The sequence below is a fragment of the Pseudomonas sp. UBA7530 genome (genome assembly GCF_002479365.1).
In the GTDB taxonomy this organism is placed as follows: Bacteria; Pseudomonadota; Gammaproteobacteria; order Pseudomonadales; family Pseudomonadaceae; genus Aquipseudomonas.
In genome coordinates this window covers 96,113-119,710 of sequence record NZ_DLMS01000003.1, presented here as the reverse complement: position 1 = coordinate 119,710, position 23,598 = coordinate 96,113, and the positions used below count along the sequence as shown (strand labels likewise).

At 58.8% G+C, this 23,598-nt stretch carries 25 protein-coding genes and 1 tRNA gene; 16 read left to right on the top strand and 10 right to left on the bottom strand.

What is annotated here, in order from left to right; all coding sequences use genetic code 11:
- The first annotated feature begins 103 nt into the window (after nucleotides 1-103).
- Both B2U07_RS06480 and B2U07_RS06475 read left to right on the top strand, forming a co-directional pair.
- Complete coding sequence (locus B2U07_RS06480; RefSeq protein WP_275545797.1) at nucleotides 104-994, top strand: NAD(P)-dependent oxidoreductase; 891 nt, start codon at nucleotides 104-106, stop codon at nucleotides 992-994.
- Nucleotides 991-1,776 (top strand): hydroxypyruvate isomerase family protein, encoded by a 786-nt coding sequence (locus B2U07_RS06475; RefSeq protein ID WP_275545796.1) that lies wholly within the window; start codon nucleotides 991-993, stop codon nucleotides 1,774-1,776. Before B2U07_RS06480 ends, B2U07_RS06475 begins: the two co-directional genes overlap by 4 nt.
- Before the next feature lie 231 nt (nucleotides 1,777-2,007).
- Here B2U07_RS06475 and B2U07_RS06470 read toward each other — a convergent pair whose 3' ends face one another.
- Together B2U07_RS06470 and B2U07_RS06465 are read right to left on the bottom strand one after the other, a co-directional pair.
- Complete coding sequence (locus B2U07_RS06470; protein WP_275545795.1) at nucleotides 2,008-4,188, bottom strand: putative bifunctional diguanylate cyclase/phosphodiesterase; 2,181 nt, start codon at nucleotides 4,186-4,188, stop codon at nucleotides 2,008-2,010.
- A gap of 379 nt (nucleotides 4,189-4,567) precedes the next feature.
- A complete protein-coding gene (locus B2U07_RS06465) occupies nucleotides 4,568-5,545 on the bottom strand; it encodes a zinc-dependent alcohol dehydrogenase family protein (protein ID WP_197856123.1) in 978 nt (325 codons plus the stop codon).
- 170 nt (nucleotides 5,546-5,715) lie between these two features.
- Between B2U07_RS06465 and B2U07_RS06460 the strand changes: the two genes are divergently transcribed.
- Together B2U07_RS06460 and B2U07_RS06455 are read left to right on the top strand one after the other, a co-directional pair.
- Entirely contained in the window at nucleotides 5,716-6,417 is a 702-nt protein-coding gene (locus tag B2U07_RS06460) for a transporter substrate-binding domain-containing protein (protein ID WP_343252197.1), read from the top strand.
- A gap of 83 nt (nucleotides 6,418-6,500) precedes the next feature.
- Entirely contained in the window at nucleotides 6,501-7,646 is a 1,146-nt protein-coding gene (locus B2U07_RS06455; protein WP_275545793.1) for a PQQ-dependent sugar dehydrogenase, read from the top strand.
- Nucleotides 7,647-7,705: 59 nt separating this feature from the next.
- On the opposite strand, the gene B2U07_RS06450 is transcribed toward B2U07_RS06455, so the two are convergent.
- Nucleotides 7,706-7,897: a hypothetical protein gene (locus B2U07_RS06450; RefSeq protein WP_013716575.1), complete on the bottom strand. Its 192-nt coding sequence runs from the start codon at nucleotides 7,895-7,897 to the stop codon at nucleotides 7,706-7,708.
- 240 nt (nucleotides 7,898-8,137) lie between these two features.
- Between B2U07_RS06450 and B2U07_RS06445 the strand changes: the two genes are divergently transcribed.
- The 6 genes from B2U07_RS06445 (at nucleotide 8,138) to trfA (ending at nucleotide 12,445) form a co-directional block, all read left to right on the top strand.
- Entirely contained in the window at nucleotides 8,138-8,980 is an 843-nt protein-coding gene (locus B2U07_RS06445; RefSeq protein WP_275545792.1) for a CvfB family protein, read from the top strand.
- Between the two features lie 54 nt (nucleotides 8,981-9,034).
- Nucleotides 9,035-9,110: transfer RNA gene (locus B2U07_RS06440), tRNA-Thr, on the top strand.
- Between the two features lie 166 nt (nucleotides 9,111-9,276).
- Nucleotides 9,277-10,497: a phage integrase central domain-containing protein gene (locus B2U07_RS06435; RefSeq protein ID WP_296276422.1), complete on the top strand. Its 1,221-nt coding sequence runs from the start codon at nucleotides 9,277-9,279 to the stop codon at nucleotides 10,495-10,497.
- Nucleotides 10,494-11,231, top strand: coding sequence for a hypothetical protein (locus B2U07_RS06430; RefSeq protein WP_296276420.1), 738 nt, complete (start codon nucleotides 10,494-10,496; stop codon nucleotides 11,229-11,231). The genes B2U07_RS06435 and B2U07_RS06430 overlap by 4 nt, the downstream gene beginning before the upstream one ends.
- A gap of 120 nt (nucleotides 11,232-11,351) precedes the next feature.
- Complete coding sequence (locus B2U07_RS06425) at nucleotides 11,352-11,555, top strand: helix-turn-helix transcriptional regulator (RefSeq protein ID WP_296276418.1); 204 nt, start codon at nucleotides 11,352-11,354, stop codon at nucleotides 11,553-11,555.
- Nucleotides 11,556-11,557: 2 nt separating this feature from the next.
- Complete coding sequence (gene trfA, locus B2U07_RS06420) at nucleotides 11,558-12,445, top strand: plasmid replication initiator TrfA (protein WP_349681757.1); 888 nt, start codon at nucleotides 11,558-11,560, stop codon at nucleotides 12,443-12,445.
- 216 nt (nucleotides 12,446-12,661) lie between these two features.
- Here trfA and umuC read toward each other — a convergent pair whose 3' ends face one another.
- The 4 genes from umuC to B2U07_RS06400 all read right to left on the bottom strand — a co-directional run bounded on the left by umuC (nucleotide 12,662) and on the right by B2U07_RS06400 (nucleotide 15,754).
- Nucleotides 12,662-13,918 carry a translesion error-prone DNA polymerase V subunit UmuC gene (umuC, locus tag B2U07_RS06415; RefSeq protein WP_296276416.1) on the bottom strand — a complete coding sequence of 419 codons (1,257 nt, stop codon included), beginning with the start codon at nucleotides 13,916-13,918 and terminating at the stop codon, nucleotides 12,662-12,664.
- A gap of 7 nt (nucleotides 13,919-13,925) precedes the next feature.
- Complete coding sequence (locus B2U07_RS06410; protein WP_296276414.1) at nucleotides 13,926-14,357, bottom strand: LexA family protein; 432 nt, start codon at nucleotides 14,355-14,357, stop codon at nucleotides 13,926-13,928.
- Between the two features lie 339 nt (nucleotides 14,358-14,696).
- Nucleotides 14,697-15,212 (bottom strand): hypothetical protein, encoded by a 516-nt coding sequence (locus tag B2U07_RS06405; RefSeq protein ID WP_077144129.1) that lies wholly within the window; start codon nucleotides 15,210-15,212, stop codon nucleotides 14,697-14,699.
- 59 nt (nucleotides 15,213-15,271) lie between these two features.
- Nucleotides 15,272-15,754: a helix-turn-helix domain-containing protein gene (locus B2U07_RS06400; protein WP_077144130.1), complete on the bottom strand. Its 483-nt coding sequence runs from the start codon at nucleotides 15,752-15,754 to the stop codon at nucleotides 15,272-15,274.
- A 515-nt stretch (nucleotides 15,755-16,269) separates the two neighbouring features.
- Between B2U07_RS06400 and B2U07_RS06395 the strand changes: the two genes are divergently transcribed.
- The 6 genes from B2U07_RS06395 to B2U07_RS06370 all read left to right on the top strand — a co-directional run bounded on the left by B2U07_RS06395 (nucleotide 16,270) and on the right by B2U07_RS06370 (nucleotide 19,794).
- Nucleotides 16,270-16,446 (top strand): hypothetical protein, encoded by a 177-nt coding sequence (locus tag B2U07_RS06395; protein ID WP_296276410.1) that lies wholly within the window; start codon nucleotides 16,270-16,272, stop codon nucleotides 16,444-16,446.
- Nucleotides 16,447-16,521: 75 nt separating this feature from the next.
- Nucleotides 16,522-17,130 carry a CPBP family intramembrane glutamic endopeptidase gene (locus B2U07_RS06390; protein ID WP_296276408.1) on the top strand — a complete coding sequence of 203 codons (609 nt, stop codon included), beginning with the start codon at nucleotides 16,522-16,524 and terminating at the stop codon, nucleotides 17,128-17,130.
- A gap of 277 nt (nucleotides 17,131-17,407) precedes the next feature.
- On the top strand, nucleotides 17,408-17,623 hold the full coding sequence (locus B2U07_RS06385) for a hypothetical protein (protein ID WP_296276406.1): 216 nt from the start codon (nucleotides 17,408-17,410) through the stop codon (nucleotides 17,621-17,623).
- 13 nt (nucleotides 17,624-17,636) lie between these two features.
- Nucleotides 17,637-18,269, top strand: a complete 633-nt coding sequence (locus tag B2U07_RS06380; protein WP_296276404.1) for a CPBP family intramembrane glutamic endopeptidase — start codon at nucleotides 17,637-17,639, stop codon at nucleotides 18,267-18,269.
- The gene (locus B2U07_RS06375; protein WP_296276402.1) at nucleotides 18,269-18,670 is read left to right on the top strand and encodes a hypothetical protein; all 402 of its coding nucleotides are present in this window, start codon (nucleotides 18,269-18,271) and stop codon (nucleotides 18,668-18,670) included. The genes B2U07_RS06380 and B2U07_RS06375 overlap by 1 nt, the downstream gene beginning before the upstream one ends.
- Nucleotides 18,670-19,794 (top strand): hypothetical protein, encoded by a 1,125-nt coding sequence (locus B2U07_RS06370; RefSeq protein ID WP_296276400.1) that lies wholly within the window; start codon nucleotides 18,670-18,672, stop codon nucleotides 19,792-19,794. The genes B2U07_RS06375 and B2U07_RS06370 overlap by 1 nt, the downstream gene beginning before the upstream one ends.
- Nucleotides 19,795-19,841: 47 nt before the next feature.
- Here B2U07_RS06370 and B2U07_RS06365 read toward each other — a convergent pair whose 3' ends face one another.
- From B2U07_RS06365 to B2U07_RS06355, 3 genes are all read right to left on the bottom strand, one after another.
- Nucleotides 19,842-22,232, bottom strand: coding sequence for a DotA/TraY family protein (locus B2U07_RS06365; RefSeq protein ID WP_296276399.1), 2,391 nt, complete (start codon nucleotides 22,230-22,232; stop codon nucleotides 19,842-19,844).
- 5 nt (nucleotides 22,233-22,237) lie between these two features.
- Nucleotides 22,238-22,753, bottom strand: coding sequence for a hypothetical protein (locus B2U07_RS06360; RefSeq protein ID WP_296276397.1), 516 nt, complete (start codon nucleotides 22,751-22,753; stop codon nucleotides 22,238-22,240).
- A gap of 177 nt (nucleotides 22,754-22,930) precedes the next feature.
- On the bottom strand, nucleotides 22,931-23,428 hold the full coding sequence (locus tag B2U07_RS06355) for an HAD domain-containing protein (protein ID WP_296276396.1): 498 nt from the start codon (nucleotides 23,426-23,428) through the stop codon (nucleotides 22,931-22,933).
- Nucleotides 23,429-23,598 lie beyond the last annotated feature (170 nt).

The window sequence follows — 23,598 nt, the reverse complement described above, 5'->3', positions numbered from 1 at the left end:
GAAGGCGCGCGGAGTATAGTGGCCGGACGCTGCGCTTGCAGCACGTACGCGCAGATGCCGGAGTTAATATGCGCGCTGGATACCAACTGCCTGGAGTTGATCGATGACTGCAACGCTGCCCGCCCTGGCCTTCGCCGGGATCGGCCTGATGGGTCTGCCGATGACCCGCCGCCTGCTGGCCGCAGGCTATCCACTGACCCTCTGGAACCGCACGCCGGACAAGTGCGCGACGCTGTTGGAGCAGGGCGCGCGTCGCGTGGAGAGCCCCGCCGAGCTGTGTCGCGATGCCGACTTGGTGATGCTGTGCCTGGCCAATACCGATGTGGTGCGTGAGGTAGTGTTCGGCCCTGGCGGGATCGTCGAAGGTGCGCGGCCCGGGCAGTTGCTGGTGGATTTTTCAAGCCTGGAACCGGCCGCCACGCGTGAGATGGCCGCGGAGCTGGAAGCTCGCACCGGCATGCGCTGGATCGATGCACCGGTTTCCGGTGGCACGCCGGGCGCCGAGGCCGGCACGCTGGCGATCATGGCGGGTGGCCGCGAAGAGGACGTGGAGCGCGTGCGCGCGGTACTGGCGCACCTGGGCCAGCGCCTGACGCGCATGGGTGAGGTGGGAGCCGGGCAGGTGACCAAGGTGTGTAACCAGATGATCGTTGCCTGCAACGCGCTGGTGATTGCCGAGGTGGTGGCGTTGGCCGAGCGCTCCGGCGTCGATGCCAGCCTGATCGCGCAGGCTTTGGCCGGTGGTTTCGCCGATTCCAAACCGCTGCAGATCCTCGCGCCGCAAATGGCCGCCAGCCAGTTCGAGCCGGTCAAGTGGCACGTGCGCACCCTGCTCAAGGACCTCGATACGGCGGTCAAACTGTCGCGTGAGCAGGGCAGCGCCACGCCCATGAGCGGCCTCGCTGCACAGCTGATGCGCCTGCACGGCAGCCAGGGCAATCTGGAACGTGACCCCGCCACGCTGGTGGAAATGCTGCGGGAGCCGTGCCGATGAAGATCGCTGCCAACCTGTCCATGCTGTTCACCGAGCTGCCGCTACGCGAGCGTGTGCTGGCCGCGATGCGTGCGGGGTTCGATGGCGTGGAGATCCAGTTTCCCTACGAGCTGCCGGCCATCGCCCTGAAGGAGGTGCTGGAGCTCAGCGGCATGTCACTGGTGCTGATCAACGTGCCGGCGGGCGACCTGATGACGGGCGGCCCCGGTCTGGCCAGCGTGCCGGCGCGCCAGGCCGAGTTCGATGCCGCGCTGCAGGAGGCGCTGACCTATGCCGCCATGGTGCGCCCGACCTGCGTCAACGTGCTGCCGGGGCGCCTGGCCGAAGGCGTCAGCCGGGAGCAGGCGCTGGCGTGTCTGGTCGTCAACCTGCGCAAGAGCGCCGAGGCGTTCGCCACACTGGGCATTCGTGTGCTGGTCGAGGCGATCAATCCGATCGACATGCCGGGCTTTGTGATCAACACGCCGGAGCATCTCGATGAATTGCTGCGTGCGGTGGATCATCCCAATCTGGCCGCGCAGTACGACCTCTACCATATGGCGCGCCAGGAGCTGGATGTGGCGGCGGGCATACGCCTGTTGGCCGGGCGCATCGGCCACGTGCAGTTCGCCGATGTGCCGGGGCGCGGCGCGCCAGGCAGCGGTGAGCTGGATTTTGCGCCGATGCTCGAAACCCTGCATGAGACCGGATATCGCGGCTGGCTTGGGGCCGAATACAAGCCGGGTGAGGCAGGTACGCAGGCGAGTCTGGGTTGGTTGCCGGGGTTCAAGGCTGGAGTGTGAGTGTTTGATCGCGGCTGAAGCCGCTCCTACAGATACCCACCGATTTCGTAGGAGCGGCTTTAGCCGCGATGAGATATCAGACTCAGGCAACGGCCAAGCAACGACAAGGTGCGCGAGCTTTCCCCGGATTGCATCCGGGCTACGCCGCTGGTCGCGGCTAAAGCCCCTCCCACAGGGCGGCGCGATTGTTGTAGGAGGCGCTTTAGCGGCGAGCTTATGCTCAAAGAAAGCTCAGGACCTGGCCGCTACCCGTTCCAGCGGCCGGTAGTGAGGTGGGAACAACGTGACGATTTCCGCCAGCGGTACCGGTTTGCTGAACAGATAGCCCTGCACCTGATCGCAGCCGCGCTCCTGCAGAAACTCCAGCTGCGCGGTGGTTTCCACGCCTTCGGCGACGACCTTCAGGTGCAGGGCATGGGCCATGGCGATGATGGCGTGGACGATCTCGCGGTCCTGATTGGAGTTGGCCACGTCCTGAATGAAGGAACGGTCCACCTTCAGCGTATCCAGCGGCAAGCGGCGCAGATAGGCAAGGGATGAATAGCCGGTGCCGAAGTCGTCGATGGACAGGCTCACGCCCAGCGCGCGGATGTTTTCCAGCAGGCCGATGGCGCGATTGATGTTGCTCAGCAGCGCGCTTTCGGTCACTTCCAGCTCCAGGCAGTGGGCGGGGCAGTGGGTCGCGTTCAGCAATTGCTCGATGCGGCCCGGCAACTGGTCGTTGGCCAGATTGAGCGCCGAGCAGTTGACCGCGATCTTCAAGCCCGGATAGCCCATGTGCTCCAGGCTGTTGAGATCGAGACAGGCCCGGCGCAGCACCCAATTGTCGAGCTGATCGATAAAGCCGTTGGCCTCGGCGATGGCGATGAAGCGTTCCGGGGTGAGCAGACCGTGCTGTGGATGATTCCAGCGCACCAGGGCTTCCAGCTTGCTCAGGCCACCGCTGCGCAGATCGATGATCGGCTGGTAGTAGAGGACCAGGCCATTGTCCTGCAGCAGGGTCTGGCGCAGGTCCTCTTCCAGTTGCAGCTCGTACGAGGCCTTCTGTTTCAGGTGCGGGTTGAAGAAATGCACCACGTTGCGCCCGCTGCCCTTGGATTGATAGAGCGCCAGGTCGGCGTGCTTGAGCAGCTCGTCGGCGCTGCTGCCGTCCTGTGGAAACAGGCTGATGCCGACGCTGGTGGTCATCACGATCTTGCGCCCGGCCAGGCTGATCGGCTCCTTCATCTGTTCCAGCATGCGCGCGGCCAGCGCACGCGGGTCGGCATTGCTGTCGAGGCTGGCGACCACGCAGAACTCGTCGCCGCCGAAGCGCGCGATGATGTCGCGCTCGCGTAGTGCTGCACGGATGCGCTGCGCCACCACGCGCAGCAGTTCGTCGCCGGCGTCGTGGCCAAGGCTGTCGTTGATGCGCTTGAAGTGATCGACATCGAGAAACATCACCGCCAGGCTGCGGCCGGTCACAGCATGCTCTTCCAGAGTGGCAGTGAAGACCCGGTTGAAGCCGCGGCGATTGAGCAGTTCGGTCAGTGGGTCGAAATGCGCCACCTGTTCCAGCGAGGCCTTGGCCTGATCGAGCTGCACCAGCAGGGTATTGACCCGCTGCAGGTCGCGCTCCTTGTCGTCGAGCTTGCGTCCGATCCAGGCTGCGGCCAGGCCCAGGCCGAGAATCAGCAGGGTGATGGACGCGACGATCACCACCAGTTGCGCGCTGTTGTCGGCACTGCGCAACTCCAGCGGCGTGCCATCGGGCACCACCAGGTTGAGCGCGGCCATGCCGGTGTAATGCATCGAGGCGATGGCGGCGCCCATCACCAGCGCTGCCGAATACTTCATCCAGCGCTGGCGGCTGGGCGAGCCGTTGCGCACGTAGCGGTTGAGCAGCAGCGCAGCGAAGCTGGCGCTGATGGCAATGATGATGGACAGGGTGAACAGGCCGCCGTGGTAGTAAGCCTGGGCGTCCGAGCGGATCGCGGCCATGCCGCTGTAGTGCATGGCGCTGATGCCCAGGCCGATGATCACGGCCGCCAGTAACTGCCGGCTGAGGCCGGGGCGCGGCATGGCCATGCAGTAAAGAGCGAGAAGGGCGGCAGCCAGCGCCACCAACAAGGAAAGCGCGGTGGTGGCGAGGTCGTAGCGAATGGCGACAGGTGCGTGGAATGCCAGCATGCCGATGAAATGCATGGACCAGATCGCGCCGGCCAGGCACAGCCCGCCGAGCAGCCCCCAGACCAGGCGCATGCTGCGCATCGGCACCTGATCGAGATGCCTGGCGATGGTCAGTGTGCTGAGACTACCGATACTGGCGATAACGTAGGACAGCACCACCAGCTTCGGGTCGTGTAAGCAGTCGAGCAGAACTTGGCCCTGCTCGGGCAGGTCTGCGAGAAAATGAATCGACCATCCTTCCATAGGCATCCCCCTGGCAGGGCGGTGTGCATGTCCATTCAGTGAAGCACAGGCACGTTCGTACTTGCGTGCGAGTCGACGGGCTATAGGCCACAAAATGACCAGCCCTCAAGGTTTTTAGCACTAAAAATGGCACTTTGCCTTATATGTGCCAGAAATTGGGCAGATTGGTTTAACTTAGCGCGTTGGGCCTGTATCAGGCGCATCGTTATGACGAAGGTTGAGGCGAAGGGCGTGAGACGCCTATCGCCCCATATTCGGCCGGTGCCGGCAGGGATGGAGGCCCATGGCCGAGACTCCCGTGAGGCACGAGCGGCAAGGTGAAGCAGAATGTTGGCGCGCTCATAGGGCAGGGCGCGCTATCCATCGGGCGCGGTTTACGTTAAGGCACCAGCAGGATCTTGCCGTCACGCTCGCCGCTGGCAGCTGCCGCCACAGCGTCCTTGATGTGTGCCAGGTCGTAGGTGGCGGCGACGCGGGTCTTCAGCTTACCGCTAGCGATCAATTGCACCAGCTCGCCGAACACCTTCATCTGCTGCGCCGGGCTGGCCTGCTGGAACCACTTGGCCAGCCAGAAGCCGCGCAGGGTGACGTCGCGAAATACGAACGAGGCCGGCGAAACCTGGCAGGCCTCGCCGCTCATCATGCCGTAGTTCACCAGCACGCCGCCGTTGGCCAGCGCCGCGGCGATATGATCGGTGCTGGCGCCACCCACCGCGTCGATGCCCAGGCGTACGTCGGCGCCGCCGGTAGCAGCACGAACCCGCTTGGCCAGGTCAGGACCGTCCACCAGCACCAGATCACCGCCTTCGGCCTCGACAGCGGCGACAGCCGATTCCCGGCGCACCACGTTGATGGTCTTGAAGCCGCGCAGCTTGGCCAGCTGGATCAGGTAACTGCCGACGCCCGAGTTGGCGGCGTTCTGGATCACCCAGTCGCCCGGCTTGAGGTCGACGAACTCGCTGAGCAGCAACGAAGCCGTCGGCGGGTTGACGGTGAGCATGGCCAACTGCAGCGGATCGGCCTCCGGTAGCGGGATGAGCTTGTCTGCCGGCGCGTTCAAGGCGCTGACCCAGGTGCCGCAACCCACCGGCAGCAGCACGGTCTGGCCGACCTTGAAGTTGCCGACGCCTTCACCGAGCGCCTCGACCTTGCCGACGCCTTCATTGCCGCCGACCGCGGGCAGCGGCGGCAGCATGCCGTAGGCGCCGGTCAGGGTCAGCACGTCCGACGGATTGATCGGTGCAGCCAGTACCTTGACCCGCACTTGCCCGGCGGCGGGTTCCGACAGCTCCAGAGGCACAGCGCTGATCACGTCTTGCGGCACCGGGCCGCGTTGCTGGTATTCGGCTTTGAGCATGTCTGATCTCCTGAAGACTGGCGCAAAAATGCGTGCAGCCAGTCTAGCTGCGATAGGGCAAAGCGGAATGAATCGGCCGGCATCCACTCTGGTTATGAAGACGACCAGCCGTCTATGCTCTGGCTTATCCGATAGTGGGGTAGACGATGGGCAGATGGTGGCTGGGCTTGATCTTGGCATGTCTGAGTCCGACGGTTGCGGCAGAGGTGCTGCATGTCGGTTTCGGCACGCACAAGCCGCCTTACGTGTTCGAAGGGGAGCCGCGCGGCCTGGAGTACGAGATCGTCGACCGTGCCGCCCACAACGCCGGCTTCGAGCTGACCGCCTATTACGCACCGATGGAGCGCCTGCACCTGATGCTGCGGCGCGGCGAAATCGATGCCATTACCACTACCCACGAGCGCAGCGGGGTTGTGGCGTTCTATTCCGATATCTATATCCACTACCACAACGTTGCAGTGTCGCTGGCCAGTCGGGATTATCACATCGAGCGTATCGCCGACCTGAGCAACTATGCGGTCAGCGCCTTTCAGCGTGCGCGCCTGCTGCTCGGGCCGGAGTTCGAGCGTATGGCGATGAACAACCCGCGCTATCGCGAGGAGGCGCTGCAGATCAACCGCAACCGCCTACTTTACAGCGGCCGCACCGATGTAGTGGTGGGTGACAAGCGGATCATTCTCCATCTCGATCGCGAAGTGAACGATCAGGTCGACGTAACCCAGTCGCTCGACTGGTTCGAGATTTTCCCACCGACGCCGTACCGCGTGGGCTTTCGTCAGGACTCGCATCGGCTGCGTTTCGATGCGGGGTTGCGCATGCTGCGCGAATCCGGCGACTACCTGCGCATCGAACGACGCTACCTGACGGACTGAAATCTGAGGAAACTTTTGCAGGGCTGCCTCGGTTGGCAGGCTGTAGCACTATGCCGGCTTGTCTGACGACTGGAGACGCCTCGATGCCGCGCCTGAAACCCCTTGCAGCCCTCGGTCTGATCGCTCTTTTCGGTGCCCAGCACAGCCTTGCCGAAGACCGGCAGCTTGATTCGGAACTGGGCCCGCTGAAGGTTCATACCGTCGCCGAAGGTCTGGCCAATCCCTGGGCCGTGGCCTTTCTGCCGGACGGCCAGGGATATCTGGTCAGCGAGCGGCCGGGCGCGTTGCGCCGGGTAAGTGCCGAGGGGGCGGTGTCCGAGCCATTGCGTGGGCTGCCTGAAGTCTTCGCTGTCGGCCAGGGTGGTTTGCTCGACGTGGTGCTGTCGCCTGATTTCGCCCAGGACCGTATGGTTTACCTGTCCTACGCCGAAGAGGGTGATGGCGCTGCCGGTACGGCGGTGGGGCGCGGCAAGCTCTCGGCCGATGCTGCGGCGCTGGAGGGCTTCGAGGTGATCTTCCGTCAGCAGCCGAAGTTATCCAGCGGCACGCACTTCGGCTCGCGCCTGGTGTTCGACCGTGACGGTCACCTGTTCATCGCCCTGGGTGACAACAACAATCGCCCCACCGCACAGGATCTCGACAAGTTGCAGGGCAAGCTGGTGCGTATCTTTCCCGATGGCCGTATTCCCGAGGACAACCCCTTCGTTTCCCGTGATGGCGCGCGTAAGGAAATCTGGTCCTACGGTCATCGCAACCAGCAGGGCGCGGCACTCAACCCCTGGAGCGGCCGCCTGTGGACCCACGAGCACGGCCCGCGCGGCGGTGACGAAATCAACATTCCCGAAGCCGGCAAGAACTACGGCTGGCCGTTGGCGACGCACGGGGTGAATTACTCGATGCTGGCGATTCCCGAGGCCAAGGGCAAAACGGTCGAGGGCACCGAGGCGCCGCATCATGTCTGGGAAAAATCACCGGCCATCAGCGGCATGGCCTTCTACGACGCGGAGCGTTTCCCGGCCTGGCAGCAGAATCTGTTCATCGGAGCACTGGCCAGCCAGGCGCTGATTCGCCTGCAACTCGACGGCGACAGGGTCGTGCATGAAGAACGCTTGCTGGAGTCGCTGAAGGTACGGGTACGCGACGTGCGACAGGGGCCGGACGGTTATATCTACGTGCTGACGGATGCGCCGAAAGGGCAGTTGCTGCGCCTGGGGCTGGCGAGCGAGTAAGCTTGGTTGGAGGCTAAGGCGGGGAGGGAGGCTGGGTGCGCAATGCGCACCCGAGGCGATCACTTCTTGCTGATGGTGATCTGACGAGTGCCGCCGTAAGTCTGACCGCTGACGCCCTTGGCGATCTGCTGGATCTCGCCACCACCCTGCAGGAAGGCAGCGATCTGCGCCTCGATGGACTCGCGGGTTTCCACGGCAGGGGCGGGTTTGCTGACTTTGCTGGCGGACGACTTGACGCGAAGGGTGGCCATGACCTTGATCTCTTTCAGATGGGCGGCCGGCCATTATGCCTCAAGCCGCCTTTTTCTGCTTGGGTAATCGCCCCGTTACCGGCTACAACGCCGCGCATGAGCGGTTTTTCGCGACACTTTATGGCTTGTTTTCCAGTCACTTATACGGCCTTTTGACCGGCTGTCGATTCATCATGCAGCCAGCCCGGTTGTGCCTGATCTCGGGTAGAATGGCCGGCTGTTTTGGCGAGGTGTAACACGATGGCCGTTATCGGGCGGATGAATTCTTTACAGGTGGTCAAGCACACCGACTTCGGTCTGTATCTGGACGGTGGCGCGGACGGTGAAATTCTCCTGCCCAAGCGCTACATCCCCAAGGATACGCCGAGCGAGGTCGAGGACTGGCTCAACGTGTTCATCTACCTGGACAGCGAAGACAAGCTGATCGCCACCACGCTCAAGCCGAAGATCCAGCTTGGCGAGTTCGCCAGCCTCAAGGTGGTGGATATCAACCGCGTCGGCCTGTTCTTCGACTGGGGCCTGCCCAAGGACCTGTTGCTGCCACACTCCGAAGAGAAGCGTCCGCTGCAGATTGGCGACTACTGCGTGATCTACCTCTATCTGGACAAGCGCACCCGCCGCCTCACCGCCACCGCGCGCCTGGATCGTCATCTGGACCAGGTGCCGGCCAACTACCAGGTCGGTCAGGAAGTCGATCTGCTGGTGGTCGAGCGTACCGACCTCGGTTTCAAGGCCATCATCGACGGCAAGCATTGGGGTCTGATCCACAAGAACGAGCTGTTCAAGTTCATCCGCAGCGGCATGCGCGAGAAGGGCTACATCAAGGAGCTGCGTGCCGACGGCAAGATCAGCCTGAGCCTGCAGCCCATCGGTCACGAAGCCGCCAGCGGCCTGGCCGAGCAGATCATCGAGCGCCTGCGTGATCAGGGCGGTGTGCTGGCATTGGGTGACAAGAGCCCGCCAGAGCTGATCGCCGAACAGTTCCGGGTCAGCAAGGGCAACTTCAAGAAGGCCATCGGCGGGCTCTACAAGCAGGGCCTGATCCGCATCCACGACGACCGCATCGAACTGCTCGACAGCTGATACGACCGTGACTTGAGCGCCGGCGCGGCAACTCGCATAATGCCGGCGTTTCCCGCCGGTGTAGCTCAGTCGGTAGAGCAGCGCACTCGTAACGCGAAGGTCGTAGGTTCGATTCCTATCTCCGGCACCATTAAACAGATTCATGCAGTGCCAAGCAGTGTCATGAATCCCTCAAGAAGCCCGCCTAGTGCGGGCTTTTTGTTTCATGCGGTGCCATTCAGTCTCATCCAAGCGCTTGTCTTTTGAGTACCTCTGCGAGTACCTTTGGGTTGTTCAATAATCTATGGGTACTCAGCATGCCATTGACGGCTCTGCAGGTGAAGAATGCTGCACCACGCGAGAAGGACTATGGGCTTGCCGATGGCGGCGGTCTGTTCCTCTGGATTCGTGCGGCAGGTGGCAAATCCTGGCGCTTCCGATTCCGCCTGGATGGCAAGCAGTCGCACATTTCCCTTGGCACTCTCGACAAGGTGACGCTCGCACAGGCAAGGCAGCTTGCTTTTGATGCTCGCCAGCTTGTGGCGCAGGGACGGCATCCTGGGCTTGAGCGGAAGGTTGCGCGCGCCCAGGCGGCAACATCTCGCGCCAATACGTTCAAGAGCCTTGCGTTGGAGTGGCATCAGCATAAGTCGCCGCGCTGGTCAGCAGGTTATGCCGGTGACGTTATGGAGGCTTTCGAGCTGGACATCTTTCCCCAAGTAGGGAATTTGCCGCTAACCGACATCAAACCTATGCACTGGCTACAGGCTTTCCGTCGCATCGAGGCGCGCGGGGCTTTAGAGAAGTTGCGCAAGGTTCGGCAACGTTGCCAAGAGGTTTACCGTTTCGCGATTGCCACGGGGCGCGCTGAGTACAACCCAATCGCGGACGTGGGAGGGGCGCTGCAGACCCCTATGTCCCGACACTACCCCTTCTTGCCCATTGCTGAAGTTCCGGAGTTGATACGCAGCATTCAGGCGTGTCCGGGGCATGACGTCGTAAAGATCGCTACCCGTCTGCTAATTCTGACAGGGGTACGAACGGCCGAGCTGAGAGGGGCACCATGGGCTGAGTTTGACCTCGATAGAGGGCTCTGGCTGATCCCAGCTGCGCGTATGAAGATGCGCCGCGCTCATCTCGTCCCGCTCTCCAAGCAGGCGTTGGCAGCGCTGCGTAAGCTGCAAGAAATGACTGGTGGCTACACGCTCGCATTCCCTGGTCGTAACGATCCAGCAAAGCCCATGAGCGAGGCAGCAATCAACCAGCTACTGAAGCGCTCGGGCTACGATGGGCGTGCCACAGGGCATGGGTTCCGCCACACGATGTCTACCACTTTGCACGAGCAGGGTTATCCCAGTGAGTGGGTCGAAACTCAGTTGGCGCATGTGGATAAAAACAGCATTCGCGGCACCTACAACCATGCCCAGTATTTCGAGGGGCGACGAGAGATGCTTCAGTGGTATGCCGACTATATGGACTCATTCTCCTCCGGCTACTCCGAACCTAAAGTCATTGCTGTGCTGGAGAAAGTCGTATGAGCGCCGATCTGATTCGTCTATCTGACTTTGTGCCTGAGTACGCGCGTTACTATGAGGTGAGTCCTCAGGAGGCTGCGCATGATTTGTATGAAATAATTGAAGCCTTGTTCCAAGAGTATGCTGTTCGTCAAGGAAAGTTATTGCCTGAAAATGTGTTTTGGGTGGGTGGCGCAAGGACCTCTCAGCCCTCAAGTAAGGGCTATGAGCTTGATTTCGGTGGTCTACGAAAGTACTTCAAAGCATTGGCTGGTTCGAGTGGTGCTGAAGTCTCATTGTTGGATTGCTTTTGTCGTGCGGATAGTGACTACACAAGTATTCCGGCGAGGATTGTATATTCCTCTAGAGCCTCACTCTTTGAATGTATAGTGGGGGCGGGTATTGAGTCGCCAAATTTTATTTTAGGTATTGATGACCTGGAGGAGGGTGGGCGGCGTAACTCTGTTGAAGGGCTTCAAGCAAAGGAGCTGGGCTACATTAGCAAGATCATAAGTGGTCTGGTTAATTTGGTTTTTGAGGTAGATAAAGCTCACTCTGAGCAGCAGCTTGATAAGGCAGGCAGGGAGCGTGCCGATAAAATTAAGCGTGAAGCTTCTAAGCTCAGGAATGAGCGTAAGAACTTTGATCTGCCCAAGGCAATTCTCTCACTTGCGGAGGAGGCTGGAGTGGAAATGTGCAAGGACGCAAGGACATTCAGGAGATATATGGAGGGGCGGTCGCGCCCCGGTAAGCGCTAGCTCTCTTAGAGAACAAATACTTTTGGCATTTCCCTGAGAATTTGGCAATTGCCACGACTCCCCTCTTGCTGTGCCATTTAATCCCTAGCCATCCAATCCGGTTCCAAGGAGACCGACAAGATGGCTATTCAACCTATTTCGCCGATGCTGCTTCGCCTTCCAAGCGTCTGTGCCCTTGTGGGGCTCAGTAAGTCGCAGGTCTATCGGCTGATCAAGGCGGGCGAATTTCCCGCTGCCATCCAGCTTGGCGCGAACTCAGTGGCATGGCCTGCAGAGCGTGTGCATGCCTGGATTGAAGACAAAGTTAGTGCATCTGTTCGCTAACGATGTCTTCAAATTTGACAGTTCCCCGCAAGACCTTTGCCAAGCTAGAAGAGCACAACAAGCGCTCACGAGCTCAGCATCTAGGGCCTGATCTCGGGCTGATCCATAGCCTGATGCCGAATTGGTCAGATTCGGTGCGACGTGTGCCAAATGTTGCTTTGCGCTCAGCGCTTTTCGGTGCAATCAGCAAAGGCCGCCGTCCATACGTTGAACGAGCGGAAATTCATGCGCAGGGTGGATACAGCATTCTCTACACAGGCGCCCTCTTAGATCAGGGGGACTTGGACGTATGGGAAACCGTACTGCACATGGCCAGGGCTCAAGCGTTGGGTGCGGAGTGCAGGGTGACAGCCTACCGACTCCTGAAGGTGCTCGGCAGAACCGATACTGGAAAGAACCGTCAGATTCTGGACAGACATCTGAGCAGGCTGAAGGCCACTGCTTTGCAGCTACGATGTGGTGGACATTCGTATGAAGGCAGCCTACTTCAAGAGGTATACCGTGAGCACTGCGAGGCTGGATCTCGGAGCTATGTCATCCGACTGAACCCAAAGCTGCAGACGCTATTCGTTGGCGATCAGTTCACTGAAGTGGATTGGTCTGTTCGCCAAGCGCTGCAAGGGAAGCCGCTTGCACAATGGCTTCATGGTTTCTATGCCAGCCACGCTACACCCTTTCCGTTGAAGGTCGAGACGCTGCATCGGCTATGTGGAAGCCGAGCCAGTTCGCTGCTCGATTTTAAAAAGGATTTGCGTCGCGCCCTCTACTCTCTGGCAGAAGCAAGCACTACTAAGGGGAAGCCCTTCAGCTACGAGATTGAGGGGGCACTGGTACGGGTCAAAACTACCCCTAGTCCCTCTCAGCGCCGACACCTGGACAGGAAGTGCTGATACCGTTCCAGCACCCCTGGCTACCGTTCCAGCACCCCAGTTAATACCGTTCTGACGCCCCCGCAGGTGCCGTTCCAGCACTCCTGACAGGTGGGTGTGGATATCTGCCTTGAGGCCAGTAGATACGGGCTGTGTGAGGGGTGGGCATCCGACGCGCTAATCAGTCTTTAATCATTCTTAATCTTCAGCTGCGTTTGCTACTGGCGCGGCGCCCCTCTACGTGACCTCTAACAGTTCCTGCCAGCTTGTAGTGAATCTTTGGCTCATATGGTCGCGCCGCATTGACCAACCACGTTCTGGTACCGCCCGAGCCAGGCGGACAGTTCCTCGGCCCTGGCGGCTGTTGATGCTATCGATTACTGCCATTAAGCGGTCGCTATTGGGACGAGGTGAAGGTGCGAACATATCGTCTGTGTGCTGTCCGGTACCGACGAAATCCATGAGGATGACGCCAGCCTTTGCGTAGGCCGGGCCGGGGGTGAAGATCGAGCGCAAGCCGGCCTGCGCTGCCGCCACCAGGTCACGGGTGTCAGCCGTGGGATAGGGCAGCGGTACTGTCGCTGCACGACTGTAGCGCTCAGCTCCCTGCGCGAACGCGCTGGAGCGGATGAACACCTGGAGCAGCTGACAGTATTGCTGCTGCGCCCGCAGCTTCTCTGCGGCCCTGCTGGCGTAGGTGGCCACTGCTTCCTCCAGGCCGGCCAGGTCATAGATGCGCTGCCCGAAAGATCGCGTCGCGGCGATCATCTTCTTCGGCTCGGGGCCATCATCCAGGGCGAAACACTCTTCCCCTGTCAGCTCGCGTGCAGTCCGCTCGACGTTGATGTTGAACAGACGACGCAGCGTCTTGTGGTCGTAGTCAGCCAGCTGGAGCGCTGTGGTAATGCCCATCACGCCCAGCCGGGTACTCAGCCGCCGACCGATCCCCCAGACCTCCCCAACCTCGGCCAAGGCCATCAGGCGGCGCTGACGCGCGAGGGGGCGAAGATCAACGACCCCGCCCGTTGCCGGCCACTTCTTCGCCCCCCAATTGGCCAATTTCGATAGGGTCTTAGTGGGTGCGATCCCGACCCCTACCGGGATGCCGACCTCGCGCAGCACCCGAGCGCGTATGTCTCTGCCGAGCTGCTCCAGATCGATCTGCATGCCCCGAAGATCGAGGAAGGCCTCGTCGATGGAATAGACCTCGATACGCGGAGCCATGCCCCGCAGCATGCGCATCACGCGGGCCGATAGGTTGGCGTACAGCGCATAGTTCGAGCTGCACACCTCCAGCCCGTTTTCGTGGACGTGGTGGCGCACCTGGAAGAATGGTTCGCCCATCTTGATGCCCAGCGCCTTGGCTTCATTGCTGCGGCTCACCACACAGCCATCGTTGTTGCTGAGCACCACGACCGGCAGGCCGCGCAGCTCGGGCCGGAAGAGGCGTTCGCAGCTGACATAGAAGTTGTTGCAATCGACCAGGGCGTACATGGCCACCTCAGCGCCTGCGCAGCGCATGCAGGTTATGGGTCACGACGCCCCAGACCTCCAACTCCTCGCCGTCGCGCAAGCGGATCGGTTGATGGAGCGCGTTGGCCGGCATCAGTACCGGCTGGCCGGCTTCATAGGTCAGCTCCTTGACCGTGAAATCGCCGCGCACGCAGGCGATCACCACGTCCGCAGGCAACGGGTCGAGAGCGCGATCCACCACCAGCACGTCGCCGTCATAGATACCCCGCCCTATCATGCTGTCGCCCCTGGCTCTCACCAGGTAGGTGCTGGGCGCACGAATGCACACCAGCTCATCCAGGGAGAGCCAGGCCTCGGCATAATCGTCGGCGGGACTGGGGAAGCCTGCGCTGACGCAGCATCCAAAAAACGGAAGCGGAGCGCCTTGGGGCGCAACCCGTCCAAGTATTTCTGCGGACATGGCGCCACTCTGCTAATACTGTATATATATACAGATATCAAAACGCGTAGCAGCTGGCAATCTCGCGCATGAGTGCTATCGATGAATGGTGGTTCTTAGCTGCTCGCTGCCCCGTGGACGCCGCTGTCTAGTAGGGGGGAGACACAGAGGTCTAGCGGTTGCTTGCGATTTTTTGAGCAACTGCTTACTATTAACCCCGACTACGGCGACAGCAGAAAATTTGTCGGCGGAGCTGCGTAGGCCTTAGCAAGCTGGGGTCATATGAAGGGAAATTGTAGGCATATGGGTTGTTCCGCTTCAGTGTGGGAGACTTGCTTACAAGGCCGTCCTTCCGCGTAGTCAACTAATATTCCGAATCTTGGCCTCGGTTGCGTGATACGCAGTTACCGGGGCCAAGTACTTTTTACGCCCCTCAACACACACCTTCACGACCGCCACCGCGTAATACTTGTTCTGTGCGACCTGCACTTGGCGGCCCGTGTTGAAGACGATGGCCTGGGCGTGCTTCGGCTTGTTCAGACCGACTTGGCTATAGGCAGAATACGCGGCGACCAAGATCGCAAGAGCCTCTTCGACGGTACAGTTGTCCTTCGATTCGCGTGCATCCAACGGATGAGCCACGGCCACTAGATCAATCAGGATGCCGCGCTGGTTCGGGACTTCCCAGCCCTTCTGCATGCAAATCTTTCTGATCCGGTCAAACTGCTTGGGTGTCATCAGGTAGGTAAAAAATGGCGCATGCTGTACCTGCGAGAGTGGTACCCCAGCATTCCTCATGCTCACCACAACATCCATCAGCTCTCTGAAGGCATCTGCGAGAGCTAGATCGCTCTGTTTGTCATAGTTCGCTGCCATGTTCGTCGTACTTCCTTGCGCTCCTGCTCACTCGACGAACCAGGTCGCCCCGAAAGCCTTCACTTCTTTACCAGCTCCAGCTTCGCCGGGCGTTTGCGTGTTGCCCGCTCTACGGACTCTTTCTTGCGTGCTTCCCGTGCTGCTACATGCTCTTCAGCAAATGGCTTGGCTGCCTCAATAAGTCCTTTCAAGGAGTACTGATTGGTGAGGTTTCCGCCTCGTGCCGTCTTCCGCTCAATCCGCTCGATGAAGCCCGATTTCTCCAGCGCTGCGATACGGCGCTGGATGGTCCTCGGTGTCACGCCAATGGCGGCAGCAAGACTCGCCTTGCTGGGATATGGATCATTGCCAGCCTTCCACCAGTAGCCTGCGAGGTTCAGGATGATCACGATATCTAGTGGCTCAAGCGGAAATGCTTGGGCTCGCTCGAAGATGACATTCGGGATCGCCGTCCAACCAGCTGCCGTAAGGGGCTTACCCCATTTCTTTTCGATAGCCCGATTGGCTTCTTGATCAGGTTGCTTCAGCGGTGCCTTTGCCATCTCCCACCCCCATGATTCGCGGTCTGTAGGCTCAGTATGGGGGCTTGCAGCGGGGCACACAATGATAGGGGGGGAGACAGCTGTGTCAGCCCCCCATATAGGTATTCTGTGTATCGATTCGCTTCGTATGAATCGTATCGGTATGCTTTGGGAGACGCTGCTGTCCCCTCCCCTAGAGACTGGCTGGTCTCCCCAGGGAGGCTCACCTGTCTCCCTGGTATGGGTGAGGGATGAGGTATGTCCAAAGGCCGCATACCATTATACAAATGGCAGCTACCCCATGAAACGTCACGGCCTCGATTCACTTGTGTGTCTGTAAGGGCGGCGCGTTGCGCCGATTGGGCTGCTGCCCAGAGATAAGCAACGCTAACCTTCGAGCGAGTCGTAATTCATAATTGATAATTGATAATCTACCTCATATAGTGCGTTCGTAGACTCGGCACTTGTCAGTGCCAGGCTTCAATCAGTAATTATGATTTACGAATTGCGAAAACGTAATTCTCAACGAGGGGGGCATGATGGGCACTGCTGCTGTAGCAAAGAAGGCGAAGCCGATTTCCATCAGCCTACCGCCCGAGGTGATTCAAGACCTTGAGGATCGGGTGAGGGCGAACAAGCTCAGTGGAGAAGGCCCAAGGACAGTCAGCGGCCTGATCAAAGAGGCGCTTAAGCAAAGCGGCTACAAGATTTAATAATTAGTAATTAATAAATCATGTCGATTTTCGGTGGTCTGAGAGCTTGCCGGCCTGGAGGCTAGAGGTAGGGAAATGGGGAGAGCAGGCCATGCCTTTCTTGCGATATTCGCGCTCTTCTTCATGCAGCTTTTTGAAGCTCTAGCAGCCAGGTCGAATGTTTCATTATCGGTCATCGAGCTGGGATTATTTGGGGCAGGCCTAGGCCTACTTTTTCTATGCGCAGCAGCTCGACCAAGTGAAGGTATCTGGGGCCGGTTTAGTTTTGCAGGGTTCACTGCCTTCATGCTTGCGATCATGGCCACCAGCGAGATTTATCGCCTTGCAGTGGCAGGCCTAGAGCTGGAGTCTCCTAGCACTCCGATAAATCACGCTGAGCTCGTTGCCCAGCTGTTCGGAGTTGCCATCGTCACCCCTCTGAAGGAGGAGGTGATTTATCGGCAATTGCTGTTCAGATCGCTGAGCGTATCGGGTAGCGCTCGTGCGCAGCTGGTTCCGATACTGGGTACAAGTGTGATCTTCGCGTTGAGCCACCTGGCCTATTGGGGGACAGCTGCTCTACTGCACGTGGCTGTGATTGGAGTTCTCCTTGGCTGGGCTAGGGCGCACACGGGAGGGATTGCGCTCCCTCTGATGATGCACATTGCTGTGAACACGCATGCAATCGTGATTTGGGCGCTGTAGCGACTCAAGTCAGTCTGGTCTGATTCTGTAAGCCCCCCCCCAACTTCCATGAGAGCACCTGATTCCCGGGTGCTCCAACCTTCCTTTGCACACGCTTGTCAGGCTTCCGCCCGATTGCATCCGCTGCCCTCAAGACGATGTCGCTGGGAGGTGAATCGGTTGGCTTGCCTGGTAATTCATAATTAGTAATTGTTAATTATGAATTAATGCCCTACAATGACCTCGTTGGCTGATTTATTGACCGGCACTCGCCGGGCCTTGGGAGAGGGAGTCGATCATGGTTGTTGCTGAGTGCAAACTGGATGCCGGAATCGTCGTGTCTAGCGAGCTGCCTGTTTTGGATGAAGGTGAGTCGATCAACATCAGTCGCTGCTCCTACCGGGGGCAGGCCTCGCTGCTGATCGAGGTTCTGAGTAATGGTCGCGTTGCTGATGCGGTGGTTTTTCCTGGCCTGGTAACTGGTCAGGTTCCAGTCGAACTGATTCAGGCGTAGTGGGGGAGGGGGTATGGAACGTACAGGGCTGGCGATGAATGTTACGAAGCGTGGGGGCTATGTGCTGCTCGCTCTCGCGGCAATGGTTGTTGCCTATGCCATGGTCTGGGCGCAGCTGGGCCTCGGCCTACCAGGTGTGATTGCAGCAAGCGCGTTGGCCTTGGCCAGCGTTGGCTTGATCCAGGTTTGCCACATCCTTCGCCCTGATCAGCGTATGTGGGGGCGGCTGCAAATTCGCCACTTCCTGGTGTTCATGCTGGCAATAGTGGCTGTCCAGGTCGTGTGCCTTCAGGTGCGGATGGCCTTCGGTGATCACGATGCCGGCGCGCAGATAACTCGCGAGATGCTGAAGGCGAATGCGCTCGGTGTGCTGGTAGCTGCGCCGCTGTTTGAGGAAGTGATTTTTCGCGGGCTGCTCTGGAGAGCGGTGGAGTTCGGTAAAGGACGGCTTGCGACAGTGCTGACGGTCATCGTGACCGCAGCTGTGTTTGCGCTCTTTCACAGCCAGTCCAACATTGTCCAGCTGGCTCTGCTTGGGTCGGTAGGCATCATCCTGGGTGTTGCGCGGGTTGTCTCCGGTGGCCTTGCTCTGCCGATCACACTCCATATAGCGATGAACATCTACGTCGCTGTGGTATCGCTCTGATGGCCCTCAACTCGGCAATGCACGACATCTACCTGTCGATGCCAGTTGACGCAAACCTGATGCCGGAGCTCCAGGGCATGCCGTTCTGGGCCAGGACAGCACACGAGCTGCTGTCGGCATTGAACCCGGCCAGGCTCGCTGAAATGGCCAACAACAACCAGCTGGAAGCGTACCTGATGCAGCAGCAGGCAGAGCTCTCGGAGCAGGCTCGCAAGCTGGAAAGGCATTGGAAGCAGCTGAACCAATTAAGCATGAAGGATGGCCTCATCGAGCGAGCCGTGTGGCAGAACCACAGCAAGCAGTACGCCCGAGAGGTTCTGATTGATTCGATGACCAGGCGCATGGTGGACGAGCTAGGCGCGATCACCCAGGCCAACGATTACGCAAAGGAGTGGAAATAATGTCGGCAGTCAGAGGTTTCCTAGGTTCGGTTTGGCATGGCATGCAGCTTCCGCTGTACATCGTCTGGGCCGTAGTAGTCCGCGTTGCGAGTTCGGTGCGTGATTTCTTCTGGCCGCGTGGCTACCAACCGTGCAATGAGCTGGCGGATGCGTTTGTCGAAGCATGTGCAAATAGCCCAGCTGGCCAGGCTGTGAGCCTGCCGTGGGTCGATAGCTCAGCAGCGAGCTCGGTGGTGATGAATAACACTGGCCGTTTGCTTTCCTTCGTAGCCATCGCCAGCGGCTGGTTCGGTGTGGCCGTGAAGGAGACTGGCAAAGGCAAGGCGGTGAAGCGCTCGTATCGCTATTACTACCGCCGCAGCCTGACTGGCAACTGGTTCGCTGAAATCTGGTCGGTGCCGAAATCAGGCTTCATTGCTGCAGCGTTGGCCATTCCATTCGTAGACATGGCGCGGGCCGTGATGAAGGGGTTTGTCATGGTTCGTGGTACGGATGGATTCCCGGTGAAGTCAGCTCTGCTAGGGCATGAAGGGCTGATGCTGCTCGTCAGCGGCTTGCTGCTAGTACTGTGTTTCCTTCCTCGTGCGATCCTGGGGCGCGGCACTCACCTTGCAGCGATTGCGCCGATCAACAGCACCGTTCGCGGTGGCTACGGCTGTGCCCAAGTGATCAACTGGGGCGCTGCTCTTGGTGGTCTTTCCTACCTGTGGTTGGCGATTGGCACGGAGTGGAATGTGGGTGCAGCAGTGAGCTTTATCACCACGGAGTTCACAGGTGCTATTGAGAACATCGTTGATCGCGTCAACCTGGTCGGCCCGCACATACTGCTGCTGCTTCCGGTATCTGCGATTGTTGGTGCCATCTTCGGTATGGCCTGGACGGTACTCCCTGCGGCAGCGTTTTGGTATGTATCGCTGCGCTTCCTGGAAGCTCGAAAAGTGAAGGCGCAGTTTGAAGCTCTACCCTTCAACTCTAACCAGGCCGCAATGTATGGCGGCAGTGAGTTTGAAGTGGTTGCTGGGCTTCGTGCACCGCAGGTAGCGCTTGGTTTCTTGGTCTACGTGGGAGTGATGCTGGGGGTGATTCTCTACCCGATCACGAGCATGATTATGAACCTGTTCTGATCTGCGCCCACTGAGCAAAAGCCCCGCTTCAGCGGGGCTTTTTGCATTTACGACAAGGTGTTCCCTCCAGGTTTTGGAGTACCGCTTGGCATCTTGTTCAGCCCTGGTTTGACGTGCATCGGAGCATTTTCCCCTTTCGCTGCGAATGCCGCGATATTGGTACGAGCATCCTTTTCGCCTGCGCTGTCGCCGGTTACTTCCTGGCCACCGTTGACCCAACGAAGACCGCGCTCAAACAGCTCAGAAGGCAGACCGAAGATGCGCACCATGGCGGAATAGGCAAAGATCGAGGCAATGATCACTGCGCCGAAGAAGATGAAAAGGCCACCGAACCCCGATACCACTACACCCTGCACGTAGTCGAAGAACCAAGAGACCATCCAGCCAATCGGCTTGAGTGCGACGAAAATTGCAAAGAAACCAGCCACCCTCAGGATAGGGTTGAGGTACAGGCCGATCATCAGCATGTAGCCCTGACGAGTATGCTCGGAACCCCAGCCTTCCTTTTCCGCTGTGCCATGGGCTGCCATCCACATCGGTGAAACAAGTAAGCACTCGATGAAGAACAGCATCCAGCTGATAGCGCCCATGAGCCATTGGGTAAGAGGGATCGTCGGAAGAACTACTCCGAGCGTGAAGCCAATGACGATCATGGCCACGATGAGATAGTTGATCATCTGGCTGATGTCGCCAAGAGTGAGCGAAAACCCCTTTGCAGCGCCCTCACTAGCTGCCCCGCCTGCCCGAGCAAGCCAACCCGCACCAGGGATAAACGAAACCTTGTTGCTCAAATCGCTAACGGCTTTGCCAAAGGCTTCCGCCATTCCACGTGGCACGTTGATAGTGATGGTTTTTGCCCACCAGGCTGTCTCAGCCAAGGTGCTCATTGCTGAGCCGAAATACTGCATGTTGAGTATCAGGTCATCAGGGCCATTCTTGAACATGAAATAGCGTAGGCTGCCTGCGAAGAATTCGTAGACCTTCGACTTAAGCGTGTCCACCCAACCGTCGCCCTCAGCACCTGCGTCTGCAATGGCTGAAAGGGAGGGTATAGAGTCGGGTTGGGCAAAGCCTTGGTCTGTATTGACCTGTTTCGTTTTATCTAGACTCGCAAACTGCTTCTTCATGCCGCGAATGCGCATAGAAATCTTCACAAAGCGGTCGTCGGTTAGCCATTCTTGGTCGAGGTTTGGAGGGGTTAAAGCAGCCTCAAAGGTTGCTGCCAGCTTGTTGATTTCGGACTGAGAGATATTGACCTGCCAGAAGATAGTGCCGAGGCCTAGCCAGCCCATGGCTTTGGTTTGTGCAACCCAGCCGTCGCTACCGTCATTATTGGCGTTCTTTTGATCGTTGAGCCTGCTCACCACCTGCGCGATGATTTTCTGGCTCTCACTGTTGTACGTGCGGATAGCTCCGTGCGCGAGCCCTGCCGCATCTCCGATTTGGCCGTTCAGCTCGGCCACGGCACGCTCATATGTGTTTTGCTTGCTTTCCCCATAGGCTTGGAGTTGGCGTAGCGCACTTTCGTCCGCCAAGATTCTGGATGCGGTCTGAGCGGCAAGAGGCTGCATCTTCTTCAGCAGCGCCATCTGTGCTTCAGCGATATAGGGTGGGCCGCCGTAGTGTGCTGAGAGCTCGTCGGCATCGGTAAACCACCCGTCATCTTCATCATCGGCATCATGCTCAATGGAAAAGGCTACTGCTCCGCAGTAGTCGAGGCGGGGGTCATTGGCCGTTGGTGATTCTGAGGTTTCGTTGTAGCGGTATGAGACCTTGGATACCAGAGCTGTATCACTCTTACGGACAGGCCCAGTGAAGACCGGGCTAATGGTTTCCCGCTTGGTGTAGGAGTTGATGTACTGACGGCACACTTCACTCTCTACCAGGGCGAAGAAAATGGACTGGCCATTGGGAATGCCTGGGGCTCGATAGGCACCGAAGTCGTATAGGTAATCGAGCCCTATGCCCATAACGTAAGAGCCGTGAGCATTCCCTTTCTCGGCAACAGTGATAACGCCGTACTGGATCGTCGAATACCCACTGGCAAGTGGGATCAGCATGATTGTCGCGGTGCTGACTCTGATAGGTGCCCAGAAAGACGAGATGAGTTGTCCTCCAGGTACGCCCTTGTTGGCTGTCTGGAAGACATAGGTTGCACCACCGATCACAGCCAGCCATGCCATCATGGCAAGCGCAATGGCATTCAGCGGTAGCGAAATCGCAGATAGCAGCGACTTATCACCCCATGTCGCATTGTCTGTGCCGTAGGCAATCCAGCTGATGACCTTTTGGCCGAAGTCATAGGCGAAGTCGATCCCGGCCAACGGAGAGAGCGCACCAGAAGTGGCTTCTGGAATGGGGACTGGATCGTCGGCCAATGCAACGCTTGCACAGATGAGCAGTAGCGCAGTGACGAGAGAGCTGATCAGTAGGCGCATTCTCATCACCCCTTGGTGGTTTCTTGATGTCGAATGAATAGCTCGGACAGGATCAGCTTCCGCGTCTTGTTGCTGGTGAGCGCTTTCATCACGCAGAAGATCAGGAGTGGGATGCCCTGGATGAGCCAGGCGTTGAACCACAAGTCAAATCGGATGCCGGCAGACAGCCCTTTCAGAGTGATGTATGCGGCCCAGAGAGAGGCCGGCACCGTGAACATCAGGATGAAGTAGTGGGCGAGTAAAGAGCGTTCCAGCAAGGTGGTCGGTACATCTGCCAGAGGAACCAGGGTGCTGGCTTGCCTACGCTCAGTGGCGATCACGCGGCGCAGCAGCGGAAAGCGGCCTCGGTAAATAAGGTGCTTGGCCTGGCGCTTCCAGGCATCGGTAGCCAGTATCCACCTGATTGTGGCGGAGGCTTTCGATTTCTCTTTATGAGCGCTGACATCCTCCTGCGCGGCACTGTCAGAGCCTACGTTGGATTGGGTAGTGGGGACTTCTGAATTGGATTTGCGGAGAATCATGTCGAGCGCTCCATTAAATATCACGGTGCAATGATATTTATGGGATTACAGCGCAACAATGTTTAACCGCATTTATCCGGCGAATAATTTAAATAAGCACGTTATAATAATAATGTATCGTGCATTCATTGCCGGATAATTTGGCATGCACGATGGGTTAATACTTTATCGTGCATGTTATGGAGAGTTTCTTAGTTTGCGGATCAACTCAGACATCACAGCCGTATCCGACAGGCCGGCGTTCGGGTCAGTCTGGATCAGTTGGTCACGATCTGCGCTTGCCCAACCCCGCGCATCGTCATCGATGGCAAGCCAGCGTACAGGCTCATGGAGACGCGATAGATATGCTGCGATCTGCTCCCAGCGAGTCTGAACGTCCCAGGGAATGTAGTCCGGCCAGCCTCTTCCCATTGCTGAGTGCCAGGTCGCACCGATTACCTGGTGGCGCAATGCTGTAGGCAGTGCCTGCCTCGCTCGATTAAATCCGAGGTTTCGAGCCCAGGAAGTGGAGAGCACGATCCGTAGGTCTGGGTGGTCAGCCAAGGCCTCGATCAGCTGCGGTGCCCACATAAACAGAGAGCCCGCTGCGCGCAGCTCGATTCCGCGCCTCGACAGGTAGACAGCATCCGGGTGTAGCACCCCGTCATAGTCGAGAAATAGCAGCCGTCGCTTCATATTCAGATGCGCCTTTCGTCGGGATTTTATTCGGGCATTGCAAGATAGCACGTGGCATTCCCTGCCATTCATTGGCAATGAATGCCATTAATTACCATTAAATGCCACGTTATCTAGAGATGGCCTCTAGTTTCTGCCTCTGGCTCGCTAATTAAGTGGCAATGAATGCC

What these genes read in the sequence shown, in the direction of transcription:
- B2U07_RS06450 (WP_013716575.1), bottom strand. Translation starts at nt 7,897, where the DNA reads ATGGCCACCCTTCGCGTCAAGTCGTCCGCCAGCAAAGTCAGCAAACCC.
- B2U07_RS06395 (WP_296276410.1), top strand. Translation starts at nt 16,270, where the DNA reads ATGATGGGCACTGCTGCTGTAGCAAAGAAGGCGAAGCCGATTTCCATC.
- B2U07_RS06470 (WP_275545795.1), bottom strand. Translation starts at nt 4,188, where the DNA reads ATGGAAGGATGGTCGATTCATTTTCTCGCAGACCTGCCCGAGCAGGGC.
- B2U07_RS06430 (WP_296276420.1), top strand. Translation starts at nt 10,494, where the DNA reads ATGAGCGCCGATCTGATTCGTCTATCTGACTTTGTGCCTGAGTACGCG.
- B2U07_RS06410 (WP_296276414.1), bottom strand. Translation starts at nt 14,357, where the DNA reads ATGTCCGCAGAAATACTTGGACGGGTTGCGCCCCAAGGCGCTCCGCTT.
- B2U07_RS06445 (WP_275545792.1), top strand. Translation starts at nt 8,138, where the DNA reads ATGGCCGTTATCGGGCGGATGAATTCTTTACAGGTGGTCAAGCACACC.
- B2U07_RS06465 (WP_197856123.1), bottom strand. Translation starts at nt 5,545, where the DNA reads ATGCTCAAAGCCGAATACCAGCAACGCGGCCCGGTGCCGCAAGACGTG.
- B2U07_RS06390 (WP_296276408.1), top strand. Translation starts at nt 16,522, where the DNA reads ATGGGGAGAGCAGGCCATGCCTTTCTTGCGATATTCGCGCTCTTCTTC.
- B2U07_RS06360 (WP_296276397.1), bottom strand. Translation starts at nt 22,753, where the DNA reads ATGATTCTCCGCAAATCCAATTCAGAAGTCCCCACTACCCAATCCAAC.
- trfA (WP_349681757.1), top strand. Translation starts at nt 11,558, where the DNA reads ATGTCTTCAAATTTGACAGTTCCCCGCAAGACCTTTGCCAAGCTAGAA.
- B2U07_RS06435 (WP_296276422.1), top strand. Translation starts at nt 9,277, where the DNA reads ATGCCATTGACGGCTCTGCAGGTGAAGAATGCTGCACCACGCGAGAAG.
- B2U07_RS06385 (WP_296276406.1), top strand. Translation starts at nt 17,408, where the DNA reads ATGGTTGTTGCTGAGTGCAAACTGGATGCCGGAATCGTCGTGTCTAGC.
- B2U07_RS06375 (WP_296276402.1), top strand. Translation starts at nt 18,269, where the DNA reads ATGGCCCTCAACTCGGCAATGCACGACATCTACCTGTCGATGCCAGTT.
- B2U07_RS06400 (WP_077144130.1), bottom strand. Translation starts at nt 15,754, where the DNA reads ATGGCAAAGGCACCGCTGAAGCAACCTGATCAAGAAGCCAATCGGGCT.
- B2U07_RS06355 (WP_296276396.1), bottom strand. Translation starts at nt 23,428, where the DNA reads ATGAAGCGACGGCTGCTATTTCTCGACTATGACGGGGTGCTACACCCG.
- B2U07_RS06480 (WP_275545797.1), top strand. Translation starts at nt 104, where the DNA reads ATGACTGCAACGCTGCCCGCCCTGGCCTTCGCCGGGATCGGCCTGATG.
- B2U07_RS06365 (WP_296276399.1), bottom strand. Translation starts at nt 22,232, where the DNA reads ATGCGCCTACTGATCAGCTCTCTCGTCACTGCGCTACTGCTCATCTGT.
- B2U07_RS06475 (WP_275545796.1), top strand. Translation starts at nt 991, where the DNA reads ATGAAGATCGCTGCCAACCTGTCCATGCTGTTCACCGAGCTGCCGCTA.
- B2U07_RS06425 (WP_296276418.1), top strand. Translation starts at nt 11,352, where the DNA reads ATGGCTATTCAACCTATTTCGCCGATGCTGCTTCGCCTTCCAAGCGTC.
- B2U07_RS06455 (WP_275545793.1), top strand. Translation starts at nt 6,501, where the DNA reads ATGCCGCGCCTGAAACCCCTTGCAGCCCTCGGTCTGATCGCTCTTTTC.
- B2U07_RS06405 (WP_077144129.1), bottom strand. Translation starts at nt 15,212, where the DNA reads ATGGCAGCGAACTATGACAAACAGAGCGATCTAGCTCTCGCAGATGCC.
- B2U07_RS06380 (WP_296276404.1), top strand. Translation starts at nt 17,637, where the DNA reads ATGGAACGTACAGGGCTGGCGATGAATGTTACGAAGCGTGGGGGCTAT.
- umuC (WP_296276416.1), bottom strand. Translation starts at nt 13,918, where the DNA reads ATGTACGCCCTGGTCGATTGCAACAACTTCTATGTCAGCTGCGAACGC.
- B2U07_RS06370 (WP_296276400.1), top strand. Translation starts at nt 18,670, where the DNA reads ATGTCGGCAGTCAGAGGTTTCCTAGGTTCGGTTTGGCATGGCATGCAG.